22 protein-coding genes are annotated in these 24,194 nt (G+C 42.1%); 10 read left to right on the top strand and 12 right to left on the bottom strand.

Annotation, left to right across the window (positions count from 1 at the left end):
- Positions 1-113: 113 nt before the first annotated feature.
- The gene (locus tag I2I04_RS00610; RefSeq protein ID WP_195654031.1) at positions 114-1,967 is read right to left on the bottom strand and encodes a glycoside hydrolase family 13 protein; all 1,854 of its coding nucleotides are present in this window, start codon (positions 1,965-1,967) and stop codon (positions 114-116) included.
- A gap of 243 nt (positions 1,968-2,210) precedes the next feature.
- Between I2I04_RS00610 and I2I04_RS00605 the strand changes: the two genes are divergently transcribed.
- Positions 2,211-3,806 (top strand): DUF6377 domain-containing protein, encoded by a 1,596-nt coding sequence (locus I2I04_RS00605; protein ID WP_195654030.1) that lies wholly within the window; start codon positions 2,211-2,213, stop codon positions 3,804-3,806.
- 152 nt (positions 3,807-3,958) lie between these two features.
- A complete protein-coding gene (locus I2I04_RS00600; protein WP_195471823.1) occupies positions 3,959-5,359 on the top strand; it encodes an alkaline phosphatase in 1,401 nt (466 codons plus the stop codon).
- Positions 5,360-5,432: 73 nt separating this feature from the next.
- On the opposite strand, the gene efp is transcribed toward I2I04_RS00600, so the two are convergent.
- Positions 5,433-5,999, bottom strand: coding sequence for an elongation factor P (efp, locus tag I2I04_RS00595; RefSeq protein WP_004312989.1), 567 nt, complete (start codon positions 5,997-5,999; stop codon positions 5,433-5,435).
- Between the two features lie 192 nt (positions 6,000-6,191).
- Here efp and rpmH point away from each other — a divergent pair, with 192 nt between their 5' ends.
- The 7 genes from rpmH (at position 6,192) to I2I04_RS00560 (ending at position 11,701) form a co-directional block, all read left to right on the top strand.
- The gene (gene rpmH, locus I2I04_RS00590; protein ID WP_004299762.1) at positions 6,192-6,350 is read left to right on the top strand and encodes a 50S ribosomal protein L34; all 159 of its coding nucleotides are present in this window, start codon (positions 6,192-6,194) and stop codon (positions 6,348-6,350) included.
- A gap of 369 nt (positions 6,351-6,719) precedes the next feature.
- On the top strand, positions 6,720-7,370 hold the full coding sequence (locus I2I04_RS00585; RefSeq protein WP_195654029.1) for a PASTA domain-containing protein: 651 nt from the start codon (positions 6,720-6,722) through the stop codon (positions 7,368-7,370).
- 25 nt (positions 7,371-7,395) lie between these two features.
- The gene (locus tag I2I04_RS00580) at positions 7,396-8,469 is read left to right on the top strand and encodes an RluA family pseudouridine synthase (protein ID WP_004312991.1); all 1,074 of its coding nucleotides are present in this window, start codon (positions 7,396-7,398) and stop codon (positions 8,467-8,469) included.
- Positions 8,466-9,440: a D-alanine--D-alanine ligase gene (locus I2I04_RS00575; protein ID WP_143257007.1), complete on the top strand. Its 975-nt coding sequence runs from the start codon at positions 8,466-8,468 to the stop codon at positions 9,438-9,440. Before I2I04_RS00580 ends, I2I04_RS00575 begins: the two co-directional genes overlap by 4 nt.
- 7 nt (positions 9,441-9,447) lie before the next feature.
- The gene (locus tag I2I04_RS00570) at positions 9,448-10,596 is read left to right on the top strand and encodes a 1-acyl-sn-glycerol-3-phosphate acyltransferase (RefSeq protein ID WP_143257169.1); all 1,149 of its coding nucleotides are present in this window, start codon (positions 9,448-9,450) and stop codon (positions 10,594-10,596) included.
- Positions 10,593-11,294: a hypothetical protein gene (locus I2I04_RS00565; RefSeq protein ID WP_195654028.1), complete on the top strand. Its 702-nt coding sequence runs from the start codon at positions 10,593-10,595 to the stop codon at positions 11,292-11,294. Before I2I04_RS00570 ends, I2I04_RS00565 begins: the two co-directional genes overlap by 4 nt.
- 14 nt (positions 11,295-11,308) lie before the next feature.
- The gene (locus tag I2I04_RS00560) at positions 11,309-11,701 is read left to right on the top strand and encodes a rhodanese-like domain-containing protein (RefSeq protein WP_143257009.1); all 393 of its coding nucleotides are present in this window, start codon (positions 11,309-11,311) and stop codon (positions 11,699-11,701) included.
- Between the two features lie 40 nt (positions 11,702-11,741).
- On the opposite strand, the gene I2I04_RS00555 is transcribed toward I2I04_RS00560, so the two are convergent.
- From I2I04_RS00555 to proB, 4 genes are all read right to left on the bottom strand, one after another.
- Positions 11,742-13,112 (bottom strand): phosphatase PAP2 family protein, encoded by a 1,371-nt coding sequence (locus I2I04_RS00555; RefSeq protein ID WP_195654027.1) that lies wholly within the window; start codon positions 13,110-13,112, stop codon positions 11,742-11,744.
- Between the two features lie 185 nt (positions 13,113-13,297).
- Entirely contained in the window at positions 13,298-14,254 is a 957-nt protein-coding gene (locus I2I04_RS00550) for an acetylornithine carbamoyltransferase (protein ID WP_195654026.1), read from the bottom strand.
- A 78-nt stretch (positions 14,255-14,332) separates the two neighbouring features.
- Positions 14,333-15,589 carry a glutamate-5-semialdehyde dehydrogenase gene (locus I2I04_RS00545; RefSeq protein WP_195654025.1) on the bottom strand — a complete coding sequence of 419 codons (1,257 nt, stop codon included), beginning with the start codon at positions 15,587-15,589 and terminating at the stop codon, positions 14,333-14,335.
- 503 nt (positions 15,590-16,092) lie between these two features.
- The gene (gene proB, locus I2I04_RS00540) at positions 16,093-17,175 is read right to left on the bottom strand and encodes a glutamate 5-kinase (RefSeq protein ID WP_143257013.1); all 1,083 of its coding nucleotides are present in this window, start codon (positions 17,173-17,175) and stop codon (positions 16,093-16,095) included.
- Between the two features lie 105 nt (positions 17,176-17,280).
- Here proB and I2I04_RS00535 point away from each other — a divergent pair, with 105 nt between their 5' ends.
- On the top strand, positions 17,281-18,429 hold the full coding sequence (locus tag I2I04_RS00535) for a pyridoxal phosphate-dependent aminotransferase (RefSeq protein WP_195654024.1): 1,149 nt from the start codon (positions 17,281-17,283) through the stop codon (positions 18,427-18,429).
- On the opposite strand, the gene I2I04_RS00530 is transcribed toward I2I04_RS00535, so the two are convergent.
- From I2I04_RS00530 to I2I04_RS00505, 6 genes are all read right to left on the bottom strand, one after another.
- Positions 18,398-18,631 (bottom strand): DUF2007-related protein, encoded by a 234-nt coding sequence (locus I2I04_RS00530; protein ID WP_004313000.1) that lies wholly within the window; start codon positions 18,629-18,631, stop codon positions 18,398-18,400. The two genes, I2I04_RS00535 and I2I04_RS00530, sit on opposite strands and share 32 nt — an antisense overlap.
- A 72-nt stretch (positions 18,632-18,703) precedes the next feature.
- Positions 18,704-19,546 carry a glutamate racemase gene (murI, locus tag I2I04_RS00525; RefSeq protein WP_195471837.1) on the bottom strand — a complete coding sequence of 281 codons (843 nt, stop codon included), beginning with the start codon at positions 19,544-19,546 and terminating at the stop codon, positions 18,704-18,706.
- A 108-nt stretch (positions 19,547-19,654) separates the two neighbouring features.
- Complete coding sequence (locus I2I04_RS00520) at positions 19,655-20,170, bottom strand: OmpH family outer membrane protein (RefSeq protein WP_143257016.1); 516 nt, start codon at positions 20,168-20,170, stop codon at positions 19,655-19,657.
- Positions 20,171-20,226: 56 nt separating this feature from the next.
- Positions 20,227-20,742 (bottom strand): OmpH family outer membrane protein, encoded by a 516-nt coding sequence (locus I2I04_RS00515; protein WP_195654023.1) that lies wholly within the window; start codon positions 20,740-20,742, stop codon positions 20,227-20,229.
- 23 nt (positions 20,743-20,765) lie between these two features.
- Complete coding sequence (bamA, locus tag I2I04_RS00510) at positions 20,766-23,420, bottom strand: outer membrane protein assembly factor BamA (RefSeq protein WP_195654022.1); 2,655 nt, start codon at positions 23,418-23,420, stop codon at positions 20,766-20,768.
- A 30-nt stretch (positions 23,421-23,450) separates the two neighbouring features.
- Positions 23,451-24,185 carry an isoprenyl transferase gene (locus tag I2I04_RS00505; RefSeq protein WP_143257019.1) on the bottom strand — a complete coding sequence of 245 codons (735 nt, stop codon included), beginning with the start codon at positions 24,183-24,185 and terminating at the stop codon, positions 23,451-23,453.
- Between the last annotated feature and the right edge of the window lie 9 nt (positions 24,186-24,194).

Here is a 24,194-nt window from a genome sequence, read left to right as displayed (position 1 = left end):
CCGGCTCTGTGAATTAGAATAAAAATACAAGTTTGTATAAATGGCAATATCTTGTTTATTAGATGATTAACGTTTGGTGGCCTCTTCATAAATATAAGTTGTTATGAACTTATTCAGAAGGATAAAATTAAAATTCCGCGGCTTTGAAACGTATATTCTTTGTCTAATTTGACTATTTCTCCTGTCAATACATTATGAGCGGATGAGGCAGGCAGTATTTCCTGATATTCGTTCAGGCTGATGGTTTGTTCCCGGTTGTTTCCATTGAGGAATACCACTACTGATTGATTACCATATTTACGTTCGTACACATAAACTCCTTTGTTGGGAGAGAAATGTTTTAATTTCCCTTTGGCAATGACTTCGTTTCCTTTTCTCCATTGAAGTAATTTTTGGAGGAAAGAGAAAGCCTCATTTTGTTGTGCGGTCCGGTTGGTTGCGTCGAAGCAATTCTGTGTGTCATTCTGCCAGCCTCCGGGAAAATCACAACGGAGTAAGCCATCTCCATTGGCTTTGTCGGCAGCCATCAGTATTTCAGTGCCATAATATATTTGCGGGATTCCTCGGGTAGTCAACAGGAATGTGAGTGCCTGTTTGTAACGGTCTAGGTTTTGTGTGGCTGCTTCCGAACGGTAGAAACGGGAAGTGTCATGATTATCAAGAAAGACTAATAAGTTCATTGGATCAGCATAGACGATGTCCTGTGATAGATAGTCGAAGAGCCGGTAAAGTCCTCCGTTCCAGTCGTTTGTTTCTTCATCGAAAGCACTGTTCATCTGATCCGTCAGTGGGAAATCCATAACCGTACGCAAATGGGAATTTTGGGGAGCGGCTACTTTACTGTCCTTTTGCCAGTAAGAGACAAGCACGTTACTGCCTATCCAAGTTTCTCCTACGATGTTGAAATCGGGATATTCTTCTGTTACAGCTTTACACCAGTTGGACATCATGTCGAAATCCGCATAAGGATGTGTGTCTTGACGAATACCATTGATACCTGCATACTCAATCCACCAGATACTGCTTTGTATCAGATAAGTAGCTACATGACGGTTGCGTTGGTTAAAGTCCGGCATACATTCACTGAACCAGCCGTCTACTACTATTTTCTTTGCATAGTCCGAAGCGTACGGATCTGAAGGAGTAGCCGTCTTGAAAGTGGTCTGTACATAGTTGCCTTTGAAGTTGAACCAATCTTTGGAAGGCATATCTTTGAAGAGGTGATTCTGATCTCCGCAATGGTTGAAAATCATATCCATTACTACTTTCATTCCTTTATCGTGCGCCTGCTCTACCAGACTCCGGAACTCCTCATTGCTTCCGAAACGACGATCTACCTGATAATAGTCGGTAATGGCATACCCATGATAGGAACCTTCCTTCATATCATTTTCCTGAATAGGATTGAGCCATATGCTCGTCACTCCCAAATCGGCAATGTAATCCAGATGATTCTCTATTCCTTTCAAGTCACCGCCATGGCGTGCAAAAGGATCGTTACGGTCTACTTTAGCTTCCAACATTCCGGGAACTATATCATTAGACGCATCACCATTAGCAAAGCGGTCCGGCATGATGAGATAAAGTACGTCACTGGAATTGAAACCTTCCACTTCGGAAGCTGACGCCCTTCTTTGTTTGAGTTCGTAAGGGACTACCGTTTGCTTTTTACCTTGTTTCAAGATGATTTCGAATGTCTGTGGGGCTGCTTCCGAAATATTCATATACAAAAGCAGGTAGTTCGGATTTTCTTGTTTGACAACCTCTTGCAGCATGATGTCTTTGGACGAAATGCTAACTTCTGCAGAGGCTATATGCTCTCCGTACAACATGACTTGCAGTTGCGGGTTTTTCATTCCTGCCCACCAGAATGCAGGGGCTACTTTTTTAATTGTAGTTGCGGCGAATAGCGAACTGCAATTTAATAATGATACAAGCAAGATTACGGATAAAAAAAACTTTCTCATGGTAACGTAGATTTTAAATGTTTGCTCGGCGAACCGATGTTGCAAATGTAGAAGGATAGGAGGCTGTATTTGGAAACTAGAATATAAATATAAACGCTTAAAATATTTATTGTATTGTAAATCAGTATGCTAATGGCAAGGAGACGATGAGAAAATACAAATGAAAATTAAAATAGTTATGAATATATATTTCATTTTCATTACTATATTCATTATATTTGTGACATCATTAAAAAGCAGCCTATGAGAAATCTGGTCCATTATATTTTGTTTCTTCTTTTAACCTCCTCCGTTTCATTGTCTGCAAAGCAAACAGAATATGGAGCGGCTCTTAAAAGACTGGACGACATTATAAATAAGAAAGAGACTTATCAGCTTCAGAAAGAAAAGCAGATTGATGCCTTGAAAGTCCAGCTTGCTCATTCGGTTGATCCTGCTGACAAATATCGGCTATACGGTTCTTTGTTTGATGCTTATCTTCATTATCAAGCTGATTCCGCACTTCATTATATAAATAATAGGAAGGAGATTCTCCCTCAATTGAATCGTCCGGAATTGGAGAATGAGATTATCATTAACCGGGCAACAGTATTGGGGGTGATGGGAATGTATATTGAGGCAATGGAAGAGCTGGAGAGAATTCATCCGGAGAAGTTGGACGAAAGAATGTTACTGTCTTATTATCAGACTTACCGTGCCTGCTATGGTTGGCTTGCCGACTACACCACCAATAAAGAGGAAAAAAAGAAATACCTGAAAAAGACAGATTTGTATCGTGATTCTATTGTCAGCATCATGCCTCCGGAAACAAACAGGACGATTGTTGCGGCCGAAAAATATATAGTCAATGGTAAGGCTGATACGGCTTTAGTTATGTTGAATGACGCATTGAAGGACGTTGTTGACGAACGTCAGAAAGTATATATCTACTATACGCTGTCCGAAGCGTATGGTATGAAGAAAGATACAGAAAAAGAAATATACTACTTGATATTGACGGCGATAGCAGATTTAGAATCATCGGTGAGGGAATACGCCTCTTTGCAGAAGCTGGCACACCTTATGTATGAGCAGGGAGATATTGACCGCGCCTACAAATATTTGAGCTGCTCGATGGAAGATGCTGTAGCTTGTAATGCCCGTCTACGTTTTATTGAGGTCACAGAGTTCTTTCCAATCATTGATAAGGCTTATAAGTTGAAGGAAGAAAAAGAACGTGTGGTTTCCCGCGCCATGTTAATCAGTGTCAGTTTGTTATCATTATTTCTTCTGGTTGCTGTCTTCTTCCTGTATCGGTGGATGAAAAAGCTGTCTGTGATGCGGCATGATTTGAGTCTGGCTAATGAGCAGATGCAGCTAGTGAACAAAGAGCTGGAACAGACAGGGAAAATAAAAGAGGTATATATCGCCCGTTATCTGGATAGATGCGTCAACTATCTGGATAAACTGGAAACCTACCGGCGTTCATTGGCCAAATTGGCGATGGCATCACGTATCGAGGATTTGTTTAAAGCCATAAAGTCCGAGCAGTTTATCCGGGATGAACGGGATGAGTTCTATAATGAATTTGATAAATCTTTCCTGAAACTATTCCCGAATTTTATTTCTGCTTTTAATGAATTGCTGGTAGAAGAAGCACGGGTTTATCCGAAATCCGATGAGTTATTGACAACAGAGCTTCGGATCTTTGCCCTTATCCGTTTGGGAGTGGTAGACAGTAATAAGATTGCTCATTTTCTCGGTTATTCTTTGGCCACTATCTATAATTATCGTAGCCGGATGCGTAATAAAGCTGCCGGAGACAAGGAGCAGTTCGAGCAGAATGTAATGAACCTATAATGTTAGCAATATGTTATTGCTTCGTAATATACGAGCCAATAATGCTTGTGTATAAAGCAAATATCCGCTTTTAGTATTCAATAATCCACTGTGTATCTCTCTTTTTTTTCTACCTTTGTAGACAACTAATCTAAAAATAAATATACTAGAGAATGAAAAAGTTAATCTACACACTGTTCTTTGTCCTTATCTCCGTTGTAGCCAACGGGCAGGCAAAGTACGTATTCTATTTCATCGGGGATGGAATGGGAGTCAATCAAGTAAATGGTACGGAGATGTATCAGGCGGAAATTCAAAATGGCCGTATTGGCGTCGAGCCTTTGTTATTCACTCAATTCCCGGTTGCTACTATGGCAACTACTTTCTCGGCTAAAAATTCAGTAACCGACTCTGCGGCTGCAGGTACTGCATTGGCAACAGGAAAGAAAACTTATAATCATGCAATTTCTGTGGGAGAGGACAAGAATGCTATTCAGACTGTAGCAGAAAAGGCAAAAAAAGCTGGTAAGAAAGTTGGTGTAACTACTTCTGTTAGTGTAGATCATGCTACCCCTGCCGCATTCTATGCACATCAACCCGATCGTAATAGGTATTATGAAATAGCTTTGGATTTGCCAAAAGCTAATTTTGATTTTTATGCAGGTGGTGGTTTTCTCAAACCGACTACATCCTTTGACAAGAAAGATGCTCCCAGCATTTTTCCTATTTTTGAAGAAGCCGGGTATACAGTAGCACGCGGTTATAATGATTATAAAGCAAAGGCCGGAAAAGCAGAGAAGATGATCCTGATTCAGGAAGAAGGAGCCAATCCTTCTTGTTTGCCTTATGCTATCGACCGTAAAGAAGGCGATTTGACTTTAGCGCAGATTACAGAAAGTGCAATTGATTTCCTTACTAAAGACAATAAGAAAGGTTTTTTCTTGATGGTAGAAGGTGGTAAAATAGACTGGGCGTGTCATGCGAATGATGCTGCTACAGTGTTCAACGAAGTGAAGGATATGGATAATGCGATCAAGGTAGCTTATGAGTTTTATAAAAAGCATCCGAAAGAAACCCTTATTGTCGTTACTGCCGACCATGAAACAGGTGGTATCGTGCTGGGTACAGGAAAATATGAGTTGAACTTGAAAGCGTTGCAGCATCAGAAACATTCTGCTGACGGACTTTCACAACGTATCAGCGAATTGAGAAAGTCAAAAGGCAACAAAGTGACTTGGGAAGATATGAAAACATTCCTGGGTGAAGAAATGGGCTTTTGGAAACAATTCCCTATTTCTTGGGAACAGGAAAAGAAATTACGTGATGAGTTTGAAAAATCATTCGTGAAGAATAAAGTCGTATTTGCTGAAAGTATGTACTCTAAGAGTGAACCGATGGCTGCACGTGCTAAGGAAGTGATGGATGAAATAGCTATGGTAGGTTGGGTAAGTGGCGGTCACTCTGCCGGTTATGTGCCTGTATTCGCTATCGGTGCAGGTTCTCAACTGTTTGGAGAAAAGATTGATAACACGGAGATTCCTAAAAGAATTGCGAAAGCAGCAGGATATAAATAAGAATAGAACCGTATGTATATAAAAACAGCCGGAAGTCCAAGGACTCCCGGCTGTTTTTATATGTTCTTGTAAATTACGCTTTTACACGTCCTACGTAAGAACCATCGCGAGTGTCGATTTCAATCGTTTCACCTTCGTTGATGAACAACGGAACGCGTACGGTTGCTCCTGATTCTACAGTGGCAGGTTTCAGTGTGTTGGTAGCTGTATCACCTTTCACGCCCGGTTCTGTATAAGTCACCTTCATTTGAACCTTGATCGGCATATCTGCATAAAGAACTGTTTCTGTAGAAGCGTCAGAAACAACTTCCAATACTGCACCTTCGAGCAGGAAATCAACACCGTTAATCAAATCGTGAGCGATAGGGTGTTGGTCGAATGTTTCTTGGTTCATGAAGATATAATCTTCTCCTTCTTTATACAAAAATTGGTATGGACGACGTTCTACGCGTACATCTTCCAACTTTTCACCGATGTTGAAACGGCGTTCGAGAACGTAACCGCTAACTACATCTTTCAGTTTAGTACGCATGAAAGTATTACCTTTACCTGGTTTTACATGCAGGAATTCGATACAGAAATAGAGCTTTCCGTCCATACGGATACAAGTTCCGTTTTTGATGTCTTGAGCATTAATCATACTGCTATTTTTCTTAATATATTATTGTTATTTAATTGTTTTCGCAGGAATTCGACTGCAAAAGTAATCTAAATCGGTAAAAAACACAAAAACTTTTGAGCAAAAATGAGTTATCTCTTGGTTAATTTAAAAAAAGTGCCTATTTTTGCAGCCCGATTACGTAGAATAATAACATAAAAACAAGATACAGTAATGAAAAGAACATTTCAACCCTCTAACAGAAAGAGAAAGAACAAACACGGTTTCCGTGAGAGAATGGCATCGGCTAATGGTCGTAGAGTATTAGCTGCTCGTCGTGCAAAAGGCAGAAAGAAACTGACTGTTTCTGATGAGTACAACGGACAAAAGTGATAATCACCTGTCATCAGGAAACAAAAAAGGCGGAGAATTTAATCTTCGCCTTTTTTGTTTCCTGATTTTCAAGAGAATAGTGTGTTAAAAAACGATATTGTTTGCTCTTGTTTATGACTTTTTGCTTTTCTTTGTGGAATAGAATAAAACTCGTAAACAAACATATGCGATGGAAGAGCAGATCCGGGACTTGAGAACCCGCATAATTATAATAAGGTTGTTGAAATCTATAGGAGTGGGGATTATAGTTGCAGCAATTCTGGCGATGATAAGCGTTCTTGCATAGTAGATGGGGACATTTTTCATCGCCTACTTTTTAAAAGTTCAACTATTTTGTCGTATCTTTGGCGCATATTAACAGCAATGCGTATGACTATTAAAGAATTCTTTTCTTTTAAAACAAATAAATTTTTCTGGGTGAATATTATCGCCATGATTGTGGTGGTGGTAGTGATGATATTCGGTGTATTGAAATGGCTTGATATACATACTCATCATGGTGAAACTGTTGCCGTTCCCGATGTGAAAGGGATGACGGTGGACGAAGCGACGAAAATGTTCCGGAATCACGGTTTGGCATATGTGATTTCCGATACCAAATATGTTAAGGATAAAGCAGCAGGTATCATTCTCGAACTGAAGCCGGGAGCTGGCGAGAAAGTGAAAGAAGGCCGTACGGTATACCTGACTGTCAATACATTGGATGTACCTTTACGTGGTATTCCCGATGTGGCGGACAACAGCTCGCTCCGCCAGGCGCAGGCTAAATTGTTGAATGCCGGTTTCAAACTGAATCAGATTCAATTGGTGAATGGTGAGAAAGACTGGGTATACGGCGTGAAGTACCAGGGACGCCAGTTAGCTGCGGGAGAGAAAATCCCTGTGGGATCTTCGTTAACATTGATGGTAGGAGACGGCTCCGGTGATGCGTCGGAAGAAGACTCTGTCGATGTCTCAGTAGATACAGACCAGCCGGTTACGTCAGAATCATCATCAGCTCAGGATGATAGTTGGTTTTAATAGATAATAACAGAAACGGACTTGCATGATAGAGGAAGAACTTCCGGATGAACTGGAGAATGATTTGGATGATATAGAACCTGTCGGTGACGAATCCCAGCTTTACGAACACTTTCGCGTGGTTGTAGATAAGGGACAAGCGATGGTCAGAGTCGACAAATATCTGTTCGAACGTATTGTCAATGCTTCGCGCAACCGCATCCAGAAGGCTGCCGAAGGCGGATTTGTTATGGCCAATGGCAAACCGGTGAAGAGTAGCTACAAAGTGAAACCGCTGGATGTCATTACGGTGATGATGGATCGCCCCCGTTATGAAAACGAAATTATTCCTGAAGATATTCCCCTTACTATTGTTTATGAAGATCCTTATGTAATGGTGGTGAATAAACCGGCAGGACTGGTAGTGCATCCGGGACACGGTAACTATCACGGCACGCTGGTCAATGCGCTGGCCTGGCACATGAAGGATATACCGGATTACGATGCCAATGACCCGCACGTGGGACTTGTTCATCGCATCGATAAAGACACTTCGGGCCTGCTGGTGATTGCCAAGACACCGGATGCCAAAACAAATCTGGGACTCCAATTTTTTAATAAGACTACCAAACGCAGATATCGTGCTTTGGTGTGGGGCGTTGTGGAACAAGATGAAGGAACGATTGTCGGTAATATTGCCCGCAATCCGAAAGACCGGATGCAGATGGCGGTGATGTCTGACCCGACGGTGGGCAAACATGCCGTTACGCACTACCGCGTATTGGAAAGACTGGGCTACGTAACCCTTGTGGAATGTATACTTGAGACAGGGCGTACCCATCAGATTCGTGTCCACATGAAACATATCGGCCATGTATTGTTCAATGATGAACGCTATGGCGGGCATGAGATACTGAAAGGAACTCATTTTAGTAAATACAAACAGTTTGTAAATAATTGCTTTGACACTTGTCCCCGACAGGCTTTGCATGCTATGACGTTGGGGTTTGTGCATCCCGTCACAGGTGAGGAGATGTACTTTACTTCCGAACTTCCGGATGACATGACCCGGCTTATCGAGAAGTGGAGAGGCTATATAAGTAATAGAGAATTAGAATGAAACGCAACATCGCTATCGTAGCAGGAGGAGATACCTCCGAAATCGTAGTTTCCCTGCGTAGTGCACAGGGTATTTATTCCTTTATTGATAAGGAAAAGTATAATTTGTATATCGTGGAGATGGAAGGCCGTCGCTGGGAAGTACAATTGCCGGATGGAAACAAAGTGCCGGTAGATAGAAATGACTTTAGTTTTACGAACGGAACAGAAAAGGTTGTGTTCGACTTTGCTTATATCACCATCCACGGTACGCCCGGTGAAGATGGTCGCCTGCAAGGCTATTTTGATATGATGCGTATACCGTATTCCTGTTGTGGAGTATTGGCGGCTGCCATTACTTATGACAAGTTTACCTGCAATCAATATTTGAAAGCTTTTGGAGTGCGCATTGCCGAATCATTGTTGCTGCGCCAGGGACAATCGATTTCTGACGAAGAGGTAGTGGAAAAGATCGGTCTGCCTTGTTTTATCAAGCCCAGTCTGGGAGGTTCGAGTTTCGGAGTTACGAAAGTAAAGACAAAAGAACAAATACAGCCGGCCATTGTTAAAGCTTTCGGAGAGGCGAAAGAAGTGCTTGTAGAAGCGTTTATGGATGGAACGGAGTTGACTTGCGGTTGTTATAAGACAAAAGAGAAGACAGTTATCTTCCCGCCTACGGAAGTGGTGACGCACAATGAGTTCTTTGATTACGATGCTAAATATAATGGACAAGTAGATGAAATCACTCCTGCGCGTATCTCGGACGAACTGACCAAGCGTGTGCAGATGCTGACTTCGGCTATCTATGATATATTAGGTTGCTCCGGCATTATCCGTGTAGACTATATTGTGACTGCCGGTGAAAAACTGAATCTTCTCGAAGTCAACACAACTCCGGGAATGACTACTACCAGCTTTATCCCCCAGCAAGTGCGTGCAGCCGGACTGGATATAAAGGATGTGATGACTGATATTATTGAAAACAAATTTTAATCACGTGATGGATCTGACAGAGTTTAATGAAATTCGTCCTTACAATGATGAGGAACTTCCTCAAATCTTTGAGGAACTGATTGCTGACCCGGCTTTTCAGAAAGCTGCTATCGGGGCTATACCGAACGTTCCATTTGAACTTCTGGCGCAGAAGATGCGTGCCTGTAAGACTAAACTTGATTTTCAGGAGGCATTTTGCTATGGCATTTTGTGGAAGATAGCGGCAGATCATACCGCCGGACTGACACTGGATCATACCGCCATACCGGATAAAAGTAAAGCTTATACGTATATATCGAATCATAGAGACATTATTCTCGATTCGGGCTTTCTCTCTATTTTGTTGATTGACCAGGGAATGGATACGGTAGAAATAGCGATTGGAGACAATTTGCTGATTTATCCCTGGATTAAGAAATTGGTACGTGTCAATAAATCATTCATTGTGCAGCGGGCATTGACAATGCGGCAGATGTTGGAATCTTCGGCACGTATGTCCCGTTATATGCATTACACCATTTCGGAGAAAAAACAGTCTATTTGGATTGCGCAGCGTGAAGGACGCGCAAAAGATTCGAATGACCGTACACAAGACAGTGTGTTGAAAATGCTGGCAATGGGCGGTGAAGGTGATTTGATAGACCGTTTGATGGAGATGAATATTGCTCCGCTTGCTATTTCATACGAATATGATCCGTGTGATTTTCTGAAAGCGCAGGAGTTTCAGTTGAAGAGAGACATCGAAGGGTATAAGAAGACAACGCAGGACGATTTGATTAATATGCAGACCGGTCTTTTCGGATATAAAGGCAGGGTACATTTTCAAGTTGCCTCTTGTCTGAATGATGATCTGAAAGAGTTGGACCGTTCGTTGCCGAAACCGGATTTGTTTGCCCGTATCTCTGCCTGTATTGACCGCCGCATTCATCGTAACTACCAGATATATCCGGGAAATTATGTGGCGTACGATTGGCTGAATGGCACGACGGAATTTGTGTCCAATTACACGGAAGAAGAGAAACAACAGTTTATGAACTATATTGAACAACAATTGGCAAAGATCAAGATTCCGAATAAGGATGAGGACTTTTTGCGTGAGAAGTTGTTATTAATGTATTCCAATCCGTTAGTTAATTATTTAGCAGCTTGCCGATGAAAGGAAGAAAATTACATGTTATTTGGTTGTGGGGATTGCTTTTCCTGATGACTGCCTGTGGAGATGATGATTATTATTATCCTTCGGTGAAACTGGAATTTGTGACTGTAAAGGCCGGAGATGATGGTCGTATACAAACGCTCATTCCTGATAAGGGAGAGGCTTTGTCTGTGGCGGAAGACCGTACGGGTTCTACTATTGCCGCAAATACTTCCAGACGTGTAATGAGTAACTATGAAGTGCTTTCGGGTGGAAGTGCGGCTACTATATATTCTTTGCAATCGCTCATTGTGCCGGTGCCTAAGCCGGAAGATGATCCGGTGTATAAAGACGGTATAAAGCAAGATCCGGTAGAGGTGGTCAGTATCTGGCTGGGGTGGGATTATCTGAATATGATTCTGAATCTCAAGGTCAGTACGGGTAAAGGACATACTTTCGGCATAGTGGAAGATGTGTCTGAACTTAAAACAAATGGTGTTGTGAATATGTTATTATACCATGATGCGGACAGTGATGAAGAATACTATAATCGGCGTGCTTACATTTCTGTTCCTTTGGCGCAATATATTGATGAGGAGCATCCTGGCCGGACCATAAATATTAAGTTTAAATATTGTACGTACGATAAGGATGGATCTGCGGTAGTATCTGAAAAGTATTGTGATCCCGGGTTTGACTATATTCCTGGGCAGAATTGAATAATAGAGTATATATGTTTAAATTGAATCAATTAATCGTGGGGATATTTTTATTTCTCTCTTCCCTTTTCTCTTGTCAGCAGAAAGGAGATTTTCAATCCATGAATGTAGAGGAATTTGATTCTCTTATTCAGAATGAGGATATACAACGTCTGGATGTCCGTACGCTTGCGGAATATTCGGAGGGGCATATCACGAAGACAATCAACATCAATGTGATGGATGATTCTTTTGCTTCAATGGCTGATTCATTATTACAGAAGGATAAACCGGTGGCTGTGTATTGTCGTAGCGGCAAGCGGAGTAAGAAGGCTGCGGCAATTTTAAGTGAGAAGGGCTATAAGGTCTTTGAACTTGATAAAGGATTTAACTCCTGGCAAGAAGCTGGTAAGGAGATAGAACGTTAATAAATAGACTCCGTTGGTCCTCGAGACTTACGGAGTTTTTTTATTTCCAGAACAAGGCATCTATTTCAAATCCAATATTGAAGTTGTGTAGAATATATCTGGTTTTATCTGTAACAGGACTTGGATTTCTGTCTGCTTGCGGAGCATAGTAAGTATAGTTTCCTTTACCAATTCCGGTGTTGTAGTTCAAGAATAATTTAACCCCAAAGTTTTGTCCGGTGGCATGCATCAGATATACGCTGAAATCTATGTTGGGAATTGGATGGATGGTGCAGTGAATAAGCGGATCTGTTGTTTCCTGCCCTTTGTATCGTATTCTTGCCCTGTAACTGCTAGACCATCCTACACCTCCCAGAACGCTACCACCAATATGTAAATCCGGACAGAGGCAGGCGTTGTAATATATACCTCCCGCCAGGCTGGCATAATTCATCGATTCAGCTTCAAAGTTTTCGATATAGGCTTCGGTTTCCGGGTGATAACTGAAGAATCGGTCGCTAGCCACATGGGGGCTGGTTTGTGCCACTGTGAATTTACCTCCAACGCCCCAATGAGAACGGAAGAACCACGCACCGTTGAATGATGCGATGGCACCGCCCATACCTTCTATCTCGATGCCTTCGGGAAGGTGCATTTCACGTTCACCTATATTATATCCCATCTGGAGTCCGAAGAAAGAATAAGAATCGTCCTGACTCACATTCCACGTGCGGGGAGGACGGACAATTCCTTTATTTTTGAATATGAGATCTGCAAGGTAATAGCCTAACTCGGTGGAGACAATGCCGATACCTGCACCTGTCAATACATCCGAGAACCAATGTTTATTATTCATCTGCCTGCTCAATGCTGTTCCTGTTGCCAGCGAATATCCGAGAACGCTATAAAGCGGGCTGCGTGTAGTTCCATACTCTTTATGCAGCATAGTGGCAAACATAAAAGCAGTGGCTGTGTGCCCTGAAGGAAAAGAATTATCAGCACTTTTGTCCGGTCGCTCTTTATGTATGGTGCTTTTTAAAGTGTTGACTGTTAATGCCATGATTCCTGCCGAGAACGCATCAGATGTCAGCATTCGTCCCCACGAACTACGTCCCTCTATTCCAAACGACTTTAGACCTAGCATCACAATGCCCGGTGAATACTGTAAGTAATCATCATAGTGAAAACGAAAGCGGGGAATGTATGAATTACGTATATTTTGAAAAGCCTTGTCTTTGTGATAAGTCAATACTCCGGCAAGAATAAGCGGGGCGCCAATGTGAGTTATTTGATATGCTTTACTGTTCCAAATGTGGTGGTGAAGAGGGGTGTAGGAAGAATCTCTCTCCAGACTGTCTCTGATTTGTCCTTTTAGAGGCATACAAAGTAGGCACGCAAAGAATAAACAGATGAAGAATGACATTTGTTTCATAGCGCCAAAATTAAGGATATTGTTTGATATATAACGCTTTTACTTATTACGATGTTGTTACATTTACCAAATATTTGATGGTGTTTGTGTAGAAAATTACGGTATAAAAAAGCATCATGTAACGAATATTGTCAGAAGACATTCGTTACGTGATGCTGATAGTTATTCTTGTTTCGTTTAGATTATTATTCTAACCCTTCCAATAATTTCTTCAGAACAACAGTTGCCGAGATTTCACGATTGGCGGCTTCCGGAATAACGATTGATTGAGGGCTTTCGATTACATCGTCTGTCACAATCATATTTCTACGAACCGGCAGGCAATGCATGAAATAAGCGTTGTTGGTAACTGCCATTTGACGGTCGCTGACTGTCCAATCACGATCTTTGCTTAATATCTGTCCGTAATTGTCGCCGGAATAAGCTGCCCAGTTCTTGGCATATATAAAGTCGGCTCCTTCGAAAGCCTTCATCTGGTCGTATTCTACTTTTGCGTTACCTACGAATTGCGGAGCCAGTTCATAACCTTCGGGGTGGGTGATGACAAATTCGTAATCCGTTGCATTCATCCATTCCGCAAAGGAGTTGGGGACGGCCTGCGGCAATGGACGCGGGTGCGGAGCCCAAGTCATCACCACTTTGGGGCGTGCTGTTTTCTTATATTCTTCAATGGTAATCAAGTCGGCGAAACTCTGTAGCGGATGGCGTGTGGCCGCCTCCATCGAAAAGACAGGGCGCCCGGAGTATTGGATGAATTGATTTATAATCGTTTCCTGATAGTCAAAGTCGCGGTCTTCGAAACGGGCGAAAGAGCGTACCCCAATGAGATCGCAATAACAACCCATCACCGGAATGGCTTCTAATATATGTTCCGGTTTATCACCATCCATAATTACGCCGCGTTCGGTTTCCAGTTTCCATGCACCTTGATTGATATCTAGTACCATTACATTCATTCCCAAGTTGATTGCAGCTTTCTGTGTGCTAAGGCGGGTGCGTAAACTGGAGTTGAAGAAGATCATCATTAAAGTCTTGTTTCGTCCCAGTTCTACATATTTGAAGCGGTCTTTTTTAATTTCGAATGCTTCTGCAAGGGCTGATTTTAAATCGCCGATGTCCTGTACGCAAGTAAATTTCTTCATATCATTTATCTTTTAATTCTTAATTTTCAATTAGTTTCGCTCAAAACCTTGTTTGATTTTTAACATAAAGGTATCGTCTCAATTTCTTCTCGTTTGTCCATCTCCTTCGATGACCCATTTGTAAGAAGTGATCTCTTCCAGTCCCATCGGACCGCGTGCATGTAGTTTTTGCGTACTGATTCCGATCTCTGCTCCTAATCCGAATTGTGCTCCGTCGGTGAAGGCAGTAGATACATTGGTGTATACGCAAGCTGCATCCACTATCTTTGTGAACAAAGCTGCACGTTCCTTGTTTTCGGTAACAATACACTCGCTATGTTTGGAACTGTTTTCCTGAATATGTCCTAAGGCATCTTCGAAGCTTTTTACGGTCTTGACAGCCATTTTATAATCCAGAAACTCTGTGCCGAAACTTTCTGCTTTTGCGTGTTCCAGGAGTTCGGCAGGGTAGCGGCCTTCTAATGCTTGATAAGCCTGCGCGTCAGCATAAATAATGACATGGCTGTCTTTCAGTTTCTCGCAAAGCATAGGGAGATCGGTCAGTCTCTTTTCATGTATAATGGTGCAGTCCAGCGCATTACATACGCTAACCCTACGTGTCTTCGCATTATGGATAATAGCTGCCCCCTTGTTTACATCTCCAAATTCATCAAAGTAAGTGTGACAGATACCTGCCCCTGTTTCAATAACGGGAATTTTTGCATTCTCGCGTACGAAATGAATCAGGCTACTGCTGCCTCTGGGGATAATCAGGTCTACGTAACCCACTGCATTCAGCAATGCTGCCGTAGCCTCTCTGTCAGCCGGAAGTAGTTCTACAATGTGCGGATTGATATTGAATTTCTTCAATACTTTGTGAATCACACTGATGATAGCCCGGTTGGAACAATCGGCATCACTTCCTCCTTTCAATATGCAGGCATTTCCACTCTTTAGACAAAGGGAGAAAACATCAAAACTGACATTCGGACGGGCTTCGTAAATAATCCCTATCACTCCGAAAGGAACGCTGACTTTTGTCAATCTCATCCCATTGGGGCGAACACTTTCTTTCAACACTTTACCCAAAGGAGAGGGGAGTGTCGCTACATTGCGTGTATCGGCAGCAATGCCTTTTAAACGTTCTTCCGTCAATTTCAACCGATCGTACTTCGGGTCATTTTTGTCCATCCGTGCGAGGTCTTTTTCATTCTCGCAGAGAATGAAAGGTGTTTCTGCAATTGCTGCGTCAGCTACTGCATTTAAAATCTGATTGATGGTGTCATCATTCAGCAAGGCTAATTCCCGACTTGCTACCTGTACGGCAGCGAAGGTCTCGTTTAAATTTGTAGTCATTTGCTCCTTTTTTGCATTAAATGGAAAGATAAACTATGCAAATATAGTGAATGATGTGAATAAAACTTGTTGAAAACAGAAATAAATGTTGCTTTTGTGGTGGTATATCAACAATATATGGGTGTTTTTAATATGGATGTAGCTCACGAATTCTATAATATCCGGATAATTTAAAATTCTGCATTTGTGTTGCAGATGCTTTATCTATGATACATTATACAATCGAAGATAAACGCTTTCCTTCAATCAAGGTGCTAATATTCTCCTGAATAATAGCATTATTTTCTTATGTAGTAATGAACTGTTTTAGCCTATTCTGACAAGGGTTTATTCTCATTGCAATGAGTATTTTTTCTCATTAGTATGAGTATTTTTTCTCATCGTAGTGAGAATGTATGAGAATATGTACTTCCCTGATAATGGTTGACTAATTTATTTCTTATCACTGCTGCGGGCTAACTTGAAAGATTACTAATCCTATCTACAGTTGATCTTATTATTGATTATTCAATGTATAGATAGTCATAATGTACTACCGGTTTCTTTCCATGCTTACCGATTGCTTCTTGTGCCTGCTTGGAGTCGCAGTTCACCTTTCCAACACCCACTTGATTTCCTTGAAAGTCCATGATACGCACAATGTCGTCTTTCTCAAATTCACCTTCAACATGAGTGATTCCGATGGGGAGGATACTGACTGCCTTTTCGGAGTTTAGAACTTCAGTAGCACATTCGTTGATGTGAATTTCTCCTTTGGCAAACCCCTCGCTATGAGCGATCCATTTCTTGACACTGGATACCGGTTCGTTTGAAGGGATAAAGCGTGTACAAAGCGTCTCATTAGGATGCTGAAGCAAATCTACCAGAATGTTATCCCGTTTCCCGTTGGCAATAATCACTGTAATCCCTTCGTCAGCTACTTTGCGGGCAATATTTGTTTTCGTCAACATTCCCCCCCGTCCGAAACTGGACTTCGTAGCTTGAATATAATTGGATAAATCTTTTCCGTGATCGATTTCCCGAATAACAGAAGAACCCGGATCGGCAGGAGAACCATTGTAGATTCCGTCGATGTTACTTAGGATAATGAGGGCTTGTGCATCCATCATAGAAGCAATGAGTCCGGACAATTCATCATTATCAGTGAACATAAGTTCGCTGACGGAAATTGTATCATTCTCGTTGACAATAGGAATGACATTGTTTTCAAGCATTACCGTCATACAGTTTTTCTGATTCAGATAATGGCGACGGGTACCAAAACTTTCTTTCGTGGTTAACACCTGACCAACAGGGATACTATGCTCGCGGAAAAGTTCGTAGTAACGGTTGATGAGCTTAGCCTGACCTACGGCAGAAAACAGCTGGCGTTGGTCTACACTATCGAGTTTTTTCTGTGGATGCACTTCACTACGCCCGGAAGCAACAGCTCCCGAAGAAACCAGAATGATTTCCACCCCAGACTTATGCAATTCCGCTATCTGGTCGACAAGTGCCGACATACGGGTAACATCCAGCGTTCCGTCGCGGCGCGTCAATACATTGCTTCCTACTTTTATTGCGATTCGTGTAAATTCCTGTTTCATTCTTGCTAACGATTTGAAAGCACAAATATAGAGCTTTTTGCCGATATGTTACCAAAACAGGCTAAAAAGAATTATCTTTGCAGTCAGATAGAGAAAAGATAAACAATGAAACATACAAATCCACAAGTAGAGCAGATGACCTCTTTCATCGTAATGGATGTGTTGGAGAGGGCGAACGAATTGCAAAAACAAGGCATTGATATTATTCATCTGGAAGTTGGCGAACCCGATTTTGATGTGCCGGCCTGTGTGGCGGAAGCGGCAAAAGCGGCTTATGATCGTCATCTTACTCATTATACGCATTCTTTGGGCGACCCGGAACTGCGGCGGGAAATTGCCGCTTTTTATCTGCGCGAATATGGGGTAACAGTAGATCCGGATTGTATTGTCGTGACTTCCGGCTCTTCTCCGTCTATTCTTCTTGCATTGATGTTGCTCTGCAATCCGGATAGTGAAGTGATTCTTTCCAATCCGGGGTATGCTTGCTATCGCAATTTTGTGTTGGCTGCGCAAGCTAAACCAGTTTTGGTTCCTTTGTCTAAAGAATATCTGCAATACGATATAGAGGCTATCCGTAAGTGTGTGAATCCGCATACTGCGGCTATCTTTATCAATTCTCCGATGAATCCGACCGGAATGTTGTTGGATGAAAAATTCCTGAAAGAGGTGGCTGCGTTGGGAGTTCCTGTCATTTCAGATGAAATTTATCACGGGCTTGTGTATGAAGGACGTGCGCACAGCATTCTTGAATATACGGATCAGGCTTTTGTCCTGAACGGATTCTCTAAACGTTTTGCGATGACGGGGCTTCGGCTGGGCTATTTGATAGCACCTAAATCTTGTATGAGATCTTTGCAAAAGTTACAGCAAAATCTGTTTATCTGCGCGTCCAGTGTTGCCCAGCAGGCAGGAATTGCCGCATTGCGGCAGGCTGATCCGGATGTGGAACGGATGAAGCAGGTTTATGATGAGCGTCGTCGATATATGATTGCCCGTCTCCGGGAAATGGGTTTTGAAATAAAAGTAGAACCTCAAGGGGCATTTTATATTTTTGCTAACGCACGCAAATTTACTACCGACTCTTATCGTTTTGCATTCGATGTACTCGAACATGCACACGTCGGCATTACTCCCGGGGTGGATTTTGGTACGGGAGGCGAAGGATATGTACGTTTCTCCTATGCAAACTCATTGGAGAATATCCGTGAAGGACTCGACCGCATCAGTCGTTATCTTTCTCGGCCCGGCTCCTGATAAGCGCGGTGGCCGCTTCGTATTGATCCTCGGTGACAAGAACGGATACGGAAGGAGCGATATAGGGTGCCAGTGTACCCATAATCCCATCTTTGATTACGCAACGGATGTCATTGCTTTCTAATAGTCCTTTGATGATCTCGGCTTCCCATGGGGATCCGGAGAATACTTCTATTGCTTTGCTATAATCTTCTTCTTTCATGACCTTGCTTATTAGGGGTTATCTACAAATATAACAAAAAAGAGAGAGAAACGGTTACTTTTTTCTTAAATTTTATTCGAGTGTGATGTGTTTTACGCTAATCTGCTGTTTCAGGAAAGTAGAGGCTGATTCTGAAAACTTTTCTTCCGCTTCGGTCGTGTAAAACTGACAGTTCCCATTCTTCGTGCATTTTGCATCCATTTCGGGATGTCTTTTCAGATAGTCTTTCAGACTTTCCGCAACATACTCGCCTTGCGCAATTACACTGATATGCTCCGGAATATATTGCCGGATTTTGGGCAGAAGTATGGGGAAATGAGTACATCCGAGAATGACGGTATCTATTTGAGGATCCTTCGACAGCAATTGGTCGATGTATTTCCGGATAAAATAGTCTGCTCCTTCGTCCTGTGATTCATTGTTTTCAACTAGTGATACCCACATCGGACATGCTGTGCCGCTGACCTGGATTTCAGGAAACAGCTTGTGTATTTCCAACGGATACGATTCGGATTTGATGGTGCCTGCTGTTGCCAGTACACCGATATGCTGATTTTTGCTAATCTCTCCGACACACTCTACGGTAGGGCGGATGACTCCGAGCACACGGCGAGCCGGATCGATGCCTGGTAAGTCATTCATCTGAATGCTGCGCAAAGCTTTTGCGGAAGCTGTATTGCAAGCTAATATAACCAGATGACATCCCATATCAAATAGTTTGTTGACCGCTTGCCGGGTAAATTCGTATACGACCTCAAAAGAACGTGTTCCGTAGGGAGCACGTGCATTATCTCCCAAATAGATATAATCATATTCCGGTAATACTTCTCTTATCTTGTCTAAGATGGTCAGACCTCCGTAGCCGGAGTCAAATACTCCGATCGGTCCGGGCGTATGGGATAGATGTTGCTTCATGACACACTTGATTTATATACGCAAATGTACGCCAAAAAAAGGGAAAGAGAAAGAAGATGCTCCTTCTTTCTCTTTCCCTTTTGGTATTTCTTTATTCTTGGTCGGTTCTTATTTGATACCAAGATTTGCTTTTACCTTGTTAGTCAAGTTGATGCTCTGTGCTTCGTTTACATAAGGAATCGAAGTTCTTGCCAAGTCGAAGATATAGACTACACCTTCAGCAGCGCCTACAGCTTTGATAGCATTGTCCAATTTCTGATAGATAGGAGCCATAGCATCATTTTGTGCTTTCGCCATCTGTTGTTGGGCATCCTGCTGGAACTGTTCTTGTCTCTGCATCATGTCCTGCAACTCTTTTTGTCTTCTTTCAGCAATGTTCGGGGGAAGAGAATCCTTAGCAATAGCTTGCTGGAATTCCTGATATTTCTTGTTGAATTCTTCCTGTGTTCTTTGAAGTTCGGCAGTAAGTTGTTTTTCCAAAGTCTGAATATCATTTTGGGCTTTGGTGAATTCCGGCATCACAGTGATAATCTCCTGTGCGTTGATATGACCGAATTTCAGGTTCTGTGCAAATACACCCATTGGGAGTGCAAGCAACATTACAAGTGCAATTTTTTTTAGCATAGTTCTATAATTTATTTGAATGATTTTTAGTTATTTCCAGCTGCAAATGTATGAAATTAATTTGAATATCCTAATTTTCTTAGGATTTCATCACTAATATCTATGCGTGGATTTGCAAATATTATGCCTGTTGCAGAGGCTCTGTCGATTACCAAATCATATCCATGTTGCTGTGATATAGCTTTTACAGCTTCATAAATATCGTCCTGAATCGGGGTTATCAACTTGTCTCTCATCTTGGCTAATTCACCTTCCGGACCGAAGTAATTACGCTTCAGCTCGGCTGCTTCTTTTTCCTTCGCTACGATTGCATCTTCTGTCTTTGTTTTTTGTGCGGCAGAAAGAGTGGAAGATTTTGCCTGGTAATCCTGGAACATCTTCTGTGCTTCTTTAGCCAGAACTTCTACTTCACTTTGGTATTTCTTCGTAGCTTCTTGCATTTGCTCATTAGCGCTTTGAGCTGCCGGAATATTCTTCATGATATATTCCGTATCGATCAGTGCAAATTTCTGTGCATTTGCCGCCATGCTGACAGCAAATAGCATCATGATTAATAGAACAGACTTTCTCATAACGTTTAGTTTTTGATGATACATTAGAATTCTTGTCCTAAGATAAAGTGGAATTGACTTCCTCCGTATTGTTTAGAACCAAATACTTTATCGAAACCGTAACCCCAGTCAATACCCATCATACCAATCATCGGCAGGAAGATACGAACACCGACACCGGCAGAACGTTTCAACTCGAATGGATTGAATTTCTTGATATCGTGCCATGCGTTACCAGCTTCAAGGAAACCTAACACATAAATGTTAGTACTTGTTTCCAGCATCAACGGATATCTTAATTCAATGCCAAGGCGTGCGTAAGCATAACCTTCAGATCCGTATGGAGTTAATGAGCTGTTTTCGTAACCACGCAAAGCAATACTTTCAGTTGCATAAGTTGAATAGCCGGTCATACCGTCACCACCCACGTCGAATGTTCCGAACGGGGATTTCTTGTATTGGTTGTAATGACCTAACAAGCCGAATTCAGTACGTGTCATTAACACCAGACATTTCGGATGTGCAATCGGGTCCATCAGCGGAGTATACGTTTTGCCTTTGAATTTCCATTTGTGGTATTCTATCCATTTATGAAGTTTATTCATGTTGTCCTGGGTAATGCTACCTGTTTCAGGGTTACTATAATATCCCTTATAGTCTTTACCGTCCATCAACGAGTAAGGCGGTGTGAGCTGAACTGACAATGAGAAATCTGAACCTGAACGGGGGAAGATCGGGTTGTCAATAGAGTTACGTGCCAAAGTCAATGAAATGCTAAGGTCATTACATTTACCGTTGGTTACCGGGAAATATTGCCAGTCGCTCAAGTTGTAGCGTTGGTAAGCTAATTCTGCAGAAAGAGTGAAATAGTCATCCGGCCATTTCAGACGTTTACCCCAACCTACGGAAAGTCCCCACATCTTGATAGACTTGTCCGGGTCATAATAGTTTTCGTAGTTGTTGTAGTTTCCATAATTGTACATACCATAACCGCCGTAACCACTATACATACTGTTGTAGTAGTTGTTGAAGTAGCTGGAATTGTAGTAACGGCTACTGATGTCGGTCTGTACAGAGAAGAATGCCGATACAGAGAATGAGTTCGGACGTTTACCGCCAAACCATGGATCGAAGAATGAAATACTGTATGATTGGTAGTATTTAGCATTCGTCTGTCCGCTGATAGTCAATGTCTGTCCGTCACCTTGCGGCAGGATACCACGGTAGTTTTCACCCGGGTGCAACAGGTTGGCTACAGAGAAGTTGGTAAACTTCAAACTCAATTTACCAATGATACCCGTTTGTCCCCAACCGGCAGAGAACTCTACCTGGTCATTAGCTTTCGAGGTCAAAGGCAAACCTATGTCAACAGTTCCGTTCATCGGATCCGGTTGAATATCCGGTTGCAGTTTTTCCGGGTCAAAGTGTCCCATCTGCTGGATTTCACGCAAAGAACGCATTAAGTCTTCTTTACTGAACAGCTGTCCCGGACGAATACGAAGTTCACGGCGAACTACGTTTTCATACAAGCGGTCGTTACCACTGATCTTAATCTTATTGATAGTAGCCTGACGGCCTTCATAGATTCTCATTTCGAGGTCGATAGAGTCACCTACGATATTTACTTCTACCGGATCAAGGTTATAGAAGAGGTAACCGTTATTGTAATATAAGTTACCGATAGCATCATCATCTGTAGAAACACGCTCATTCAACAACTTTTGGTTGTATACATCGCCTTTCTTCATGCGAAGCAGGAAGTTCAACTGTTCCGACGGATAAAGAGTATTACCTACCCATGTCACGTTACGGAGATAATATTTCTGACCTTCATCTATATCCAGATATACATCTACCGTCTTTTCATCATACTGTGAAATGCTGTCTTTAACGATCATTGCATCACGATATCCCAGCTCATTATACTTGTCGATGATAAGTTGTTTATCTGCTTCAAAGTTTTCCGGCACGAATTTCTTGGTGCGGAACAAGTTTAGAAGTTTACCTTTCTCATTGGTTTTCTTCATTACTTTTTTCAGCTTGGAAGCCTTGATTGCAGTGTTTCCTGTAATGGTGATTTTGTGTACTTTGATTTTCTCTTTTTTGTCTATATCAATGTCCACGATCACCTGATTCTCGCTGGAAGGATCGTCTTTCTGTGCGATGATTACTTCGGCGTTTTTGAATCCCTTGTCATCAAAATAACGTTTAATCAATGTTTTGGCACGGTCTACGGTATTCGGAGTAATCTGCATACCTTTTACCATTCCTAGCTTGGCTTCAAGGTCCGTACGTTCTGACTTTTTCACACCATGATAGCGTACGTCTGCAATACGTGGGCGTTGTGTCAGACTGATTTTTAACCAGATTTTGTTGCCTTCTATTTTTTCGGCTGTAATTTGTACATTCGAGAACAAACCATGACGCCAATAACGTTTGATTGCTCCAGTGATTTCGTCACCCGGCACAGTAATTGTTTGTCCTACCGATAGTCCGGATAGTCCAATCAATACATAGTCTTCATAATTCTTCACGCCTTCGACTTTAATATCTGCTATCTCATACTTTTTGGGTGTACCGGAGTATAAGATGACAGGTTTTGAGTCTTCATCAGTGTTAGCATTTTGCGCAACGCCTGTTGTCGCAAAGCAGCACAGGCAGACAAACGTTATGAATATAAAGGAAATACGATAATGCATTTATGTTATAATTTGATGTTTCGAGTTATATTAGCTGATTTGTTCACTGGTTTTGCCGAATCGGCGTTCCCTTTGTTGGTATTCCCAAATGGCTTTGTAGAGTTCTTCTTTGTCGAAGTCCGGCCAAAAGGTATCACAAAAATAAAGCTCCGAATAAGCACATTGCCATAAGAGATAATTGCTTAGCCGGATTTCTCCTCCCGTTCGGATCAGTAAATCCGGGTCGGGCATAAAATTAGTATCCAGATGAGATGAGATACACTCATCGGTTATTTGCTCGGGAGATATTTCTCCCGTTTTTACTTGCGTCGCTATTTGCCGTACCGCTTCTGTTATTTCCCAACGGGATGAGTAACTAAGAGCTAGTACCATATACATTCCACTATTCCTGGATGTGCGTTCTATACATGACGTCAAACTTTTCTGCACTTCAACCGGTAACTTCTTGAAATCACCGATTACGTTGAAGCGAATATTGTTCTTCATCAGTGTCTCTTCTTCAATAGATTCTAGCAATAGATTCATCAAAGCCGCTATCTCGTCTTGCGGCCGATTCCAGTTCTCGGTTGAGAAGGTGTAAAGTGTCAGGTACTTAATCCCCAGCCTGGCAGCATCTTCAGTAATATTCTGTACCGTTTCTGCGCCAGCACGGTGACCGTAAGTACGTTCTTCCCCTCGTTGTTTTGCCCATCGTCCGTTTCCATCCATAATGATGGCTACGTGTTGTGGTATCCGAGTTTTGTCTATTTGTTCTATATAGGACATCTTCTTATT

The sequence above is a fragment of the Bacteroides sp. 1001136B_160425_E2 genome (assembly GCF_015559655.1).
GTDB classification, from domain to species: Bacteria; Bacteroidota; Bacteroidia; order Bacteroidales; family Bacteroidaceae; genus Bacteroides; species Bacteroides luhongzhouii.
This window is presented reverse-complemented; position numbering and strand designations above follow the sequence as displayed.

Excerpts from the sequence above, each read along its gene's own strand:
- I2I04_RS00610 (WP_195654031.1), bottom strand. The coding sequence starts at position 1,967 with ATGAGAAAGTTTTTTTTATCCGTAATCTTGCTTGTATCATTATTAAAT.
- I2I04_RS00605 (WP_195654030.1), top strand. The coding sequence starts at position 2,211 with ATGAGAAATCTGGTCCATTATATTTTGTTTCTTCTTTTAACCTCCTCC.
- I2I04_RS00600 (WP_195471823.1), top strand. The coding sequence starts at position 3,959 with ATGAAAAAGTTAATCTACACACTGTTCTTTGTCCTTATCTCCGTTGTA.
- efp (WP_004312989.1), bottom strand. The coding sequence starts at position 5,999 with ATGATTAATGCTCAAGACATCAAAAACGGAACTTGTATCCGTATGGAC.
- rpmH (WP_004299762.1), top strand. The coding sequence starts at position 6,192 with ATGAAAAGAACATTTCAACCCTCTAACAGAAAGAGAAAGAACAAACAC.
- I2I04_RS00585 (WP_195654029.1), top strand. The coding sequence starts at position 6,720 with ATGACTATTAAAGAATTCTTTTCTTTTAAAACAAATAAATTTTTCTGG.
- I2I04_RS00580 (WP_004312991.1), top strand. The coding sequence starts at position 7,396 with ATGATAGAGGAAGAACTTCCGGATGAACTGGAGAATGATTTGGATGAT.
- I2I04_RS00575 (WP_143257007.1), top strand. The coding sequence starts at position 8,466 with ATGAAACGCAACATCGCTATCGTAGCAGGAGGAGATACCTCCGAAATC.
- I2I04_RS00570 (WP_143257169.1), top strand. The coding sequence starts at position 9,448 with ATGGATCTGACAGAGTTTAATGAAATTCGTCCTTACAATGATGAGGAA.
- I2I04_RS00565 (WP_195654028.1), top strand. The coding sequence starts at position 10,593 with ATGAAAGGAAGAAAATTACATGTTATTTGGTTGTGGGGATTGCTTTTC.
- I2I04_RS00560 (WP_143257009.1), top strand. The coding sequence starts at position 11,309 with ATGTTTAAATTGAATCAATTAATCGTGGGGATATTTTTATTTCTCTCT.
- I2I04_RS00555 (WP_195654027.1), bottom strand. The coding sequence starts at position 13,112 with ATGAAACAAATGTCATTCTTCATCTGTTTATTCTTTGCGTGCCTACTT.
- I2I04_RS00550 (WP_195654026.1), bottom strand. The coding sequence starts at position 14,254 with ATGAAGAAATTTACTTGCGTACAGGACATCGGCGATTTAAAATCAGCC.
- I2I04_RS00545 (WP_195654025.1), bottom strand. The coding sequence starts at position 15,589 with ATGACTACAAATTTAAACGAGACCTTCGCTGCCGTACAGGTAGCAAGT.
- proB (WP_143257013.1), bottom strand. The coding sequence starts at position 17,175 with ATGAAACAGGAATTTACACGAATCGCAATAAAAGTAGGAAGCAATGTA.
- I2I04_RS00535 (WP_195654024.1), top strand. The coding sequence starts at position 17,281 with ATGAAACATACAAATCCACAAGTAGAGCAGATGACCTCTTTCATCGTA.
- I2I04_RS00530 (WP_004313000.1), bottom strand. The coding sequence starts at position 18,631 with ATGAAAGAAGAAGATTATAGCAAAGCAATAGAAGTATTCTCCGGATCC.
- murI (WP_195471837.1), bottom strand. The coding sequence starts at position 19,546 with ATGAAGCAACATCTATCCCATACGCCCGGACCGATCGGAGTATTTGAC.
- I2I04_RS00520 (WP_143257016.1), bottom strand. The coding sequence starts at position 20,170 with ATGCTAAAAAAAATTGCACTTGTAATGTTGCTTGCACTCCCAATGGGT.
- I2I04_RS00515 (WP_195654023.1), bottom strand. The coding sequence starts at position 20,742 with ATGAGAAAGTCTGTTCTATTAATCATGATGCTATTTGCTGTCAGCATG.
- bamA (WP_195654022.1), bottom strand. The coding sequence starts at position 23,420 with ATGCATTATCGTATTTCCTTTATATTCATAACGTTTGTCTGCCTGTGC.
- I2I04_RS00505 (WP_143257019.1), bottom strand. The coding sequence starts at position 24,185 with ATGTCCTATATAGAACAAATAGACAAAACTCGGATACCACAACACGTA.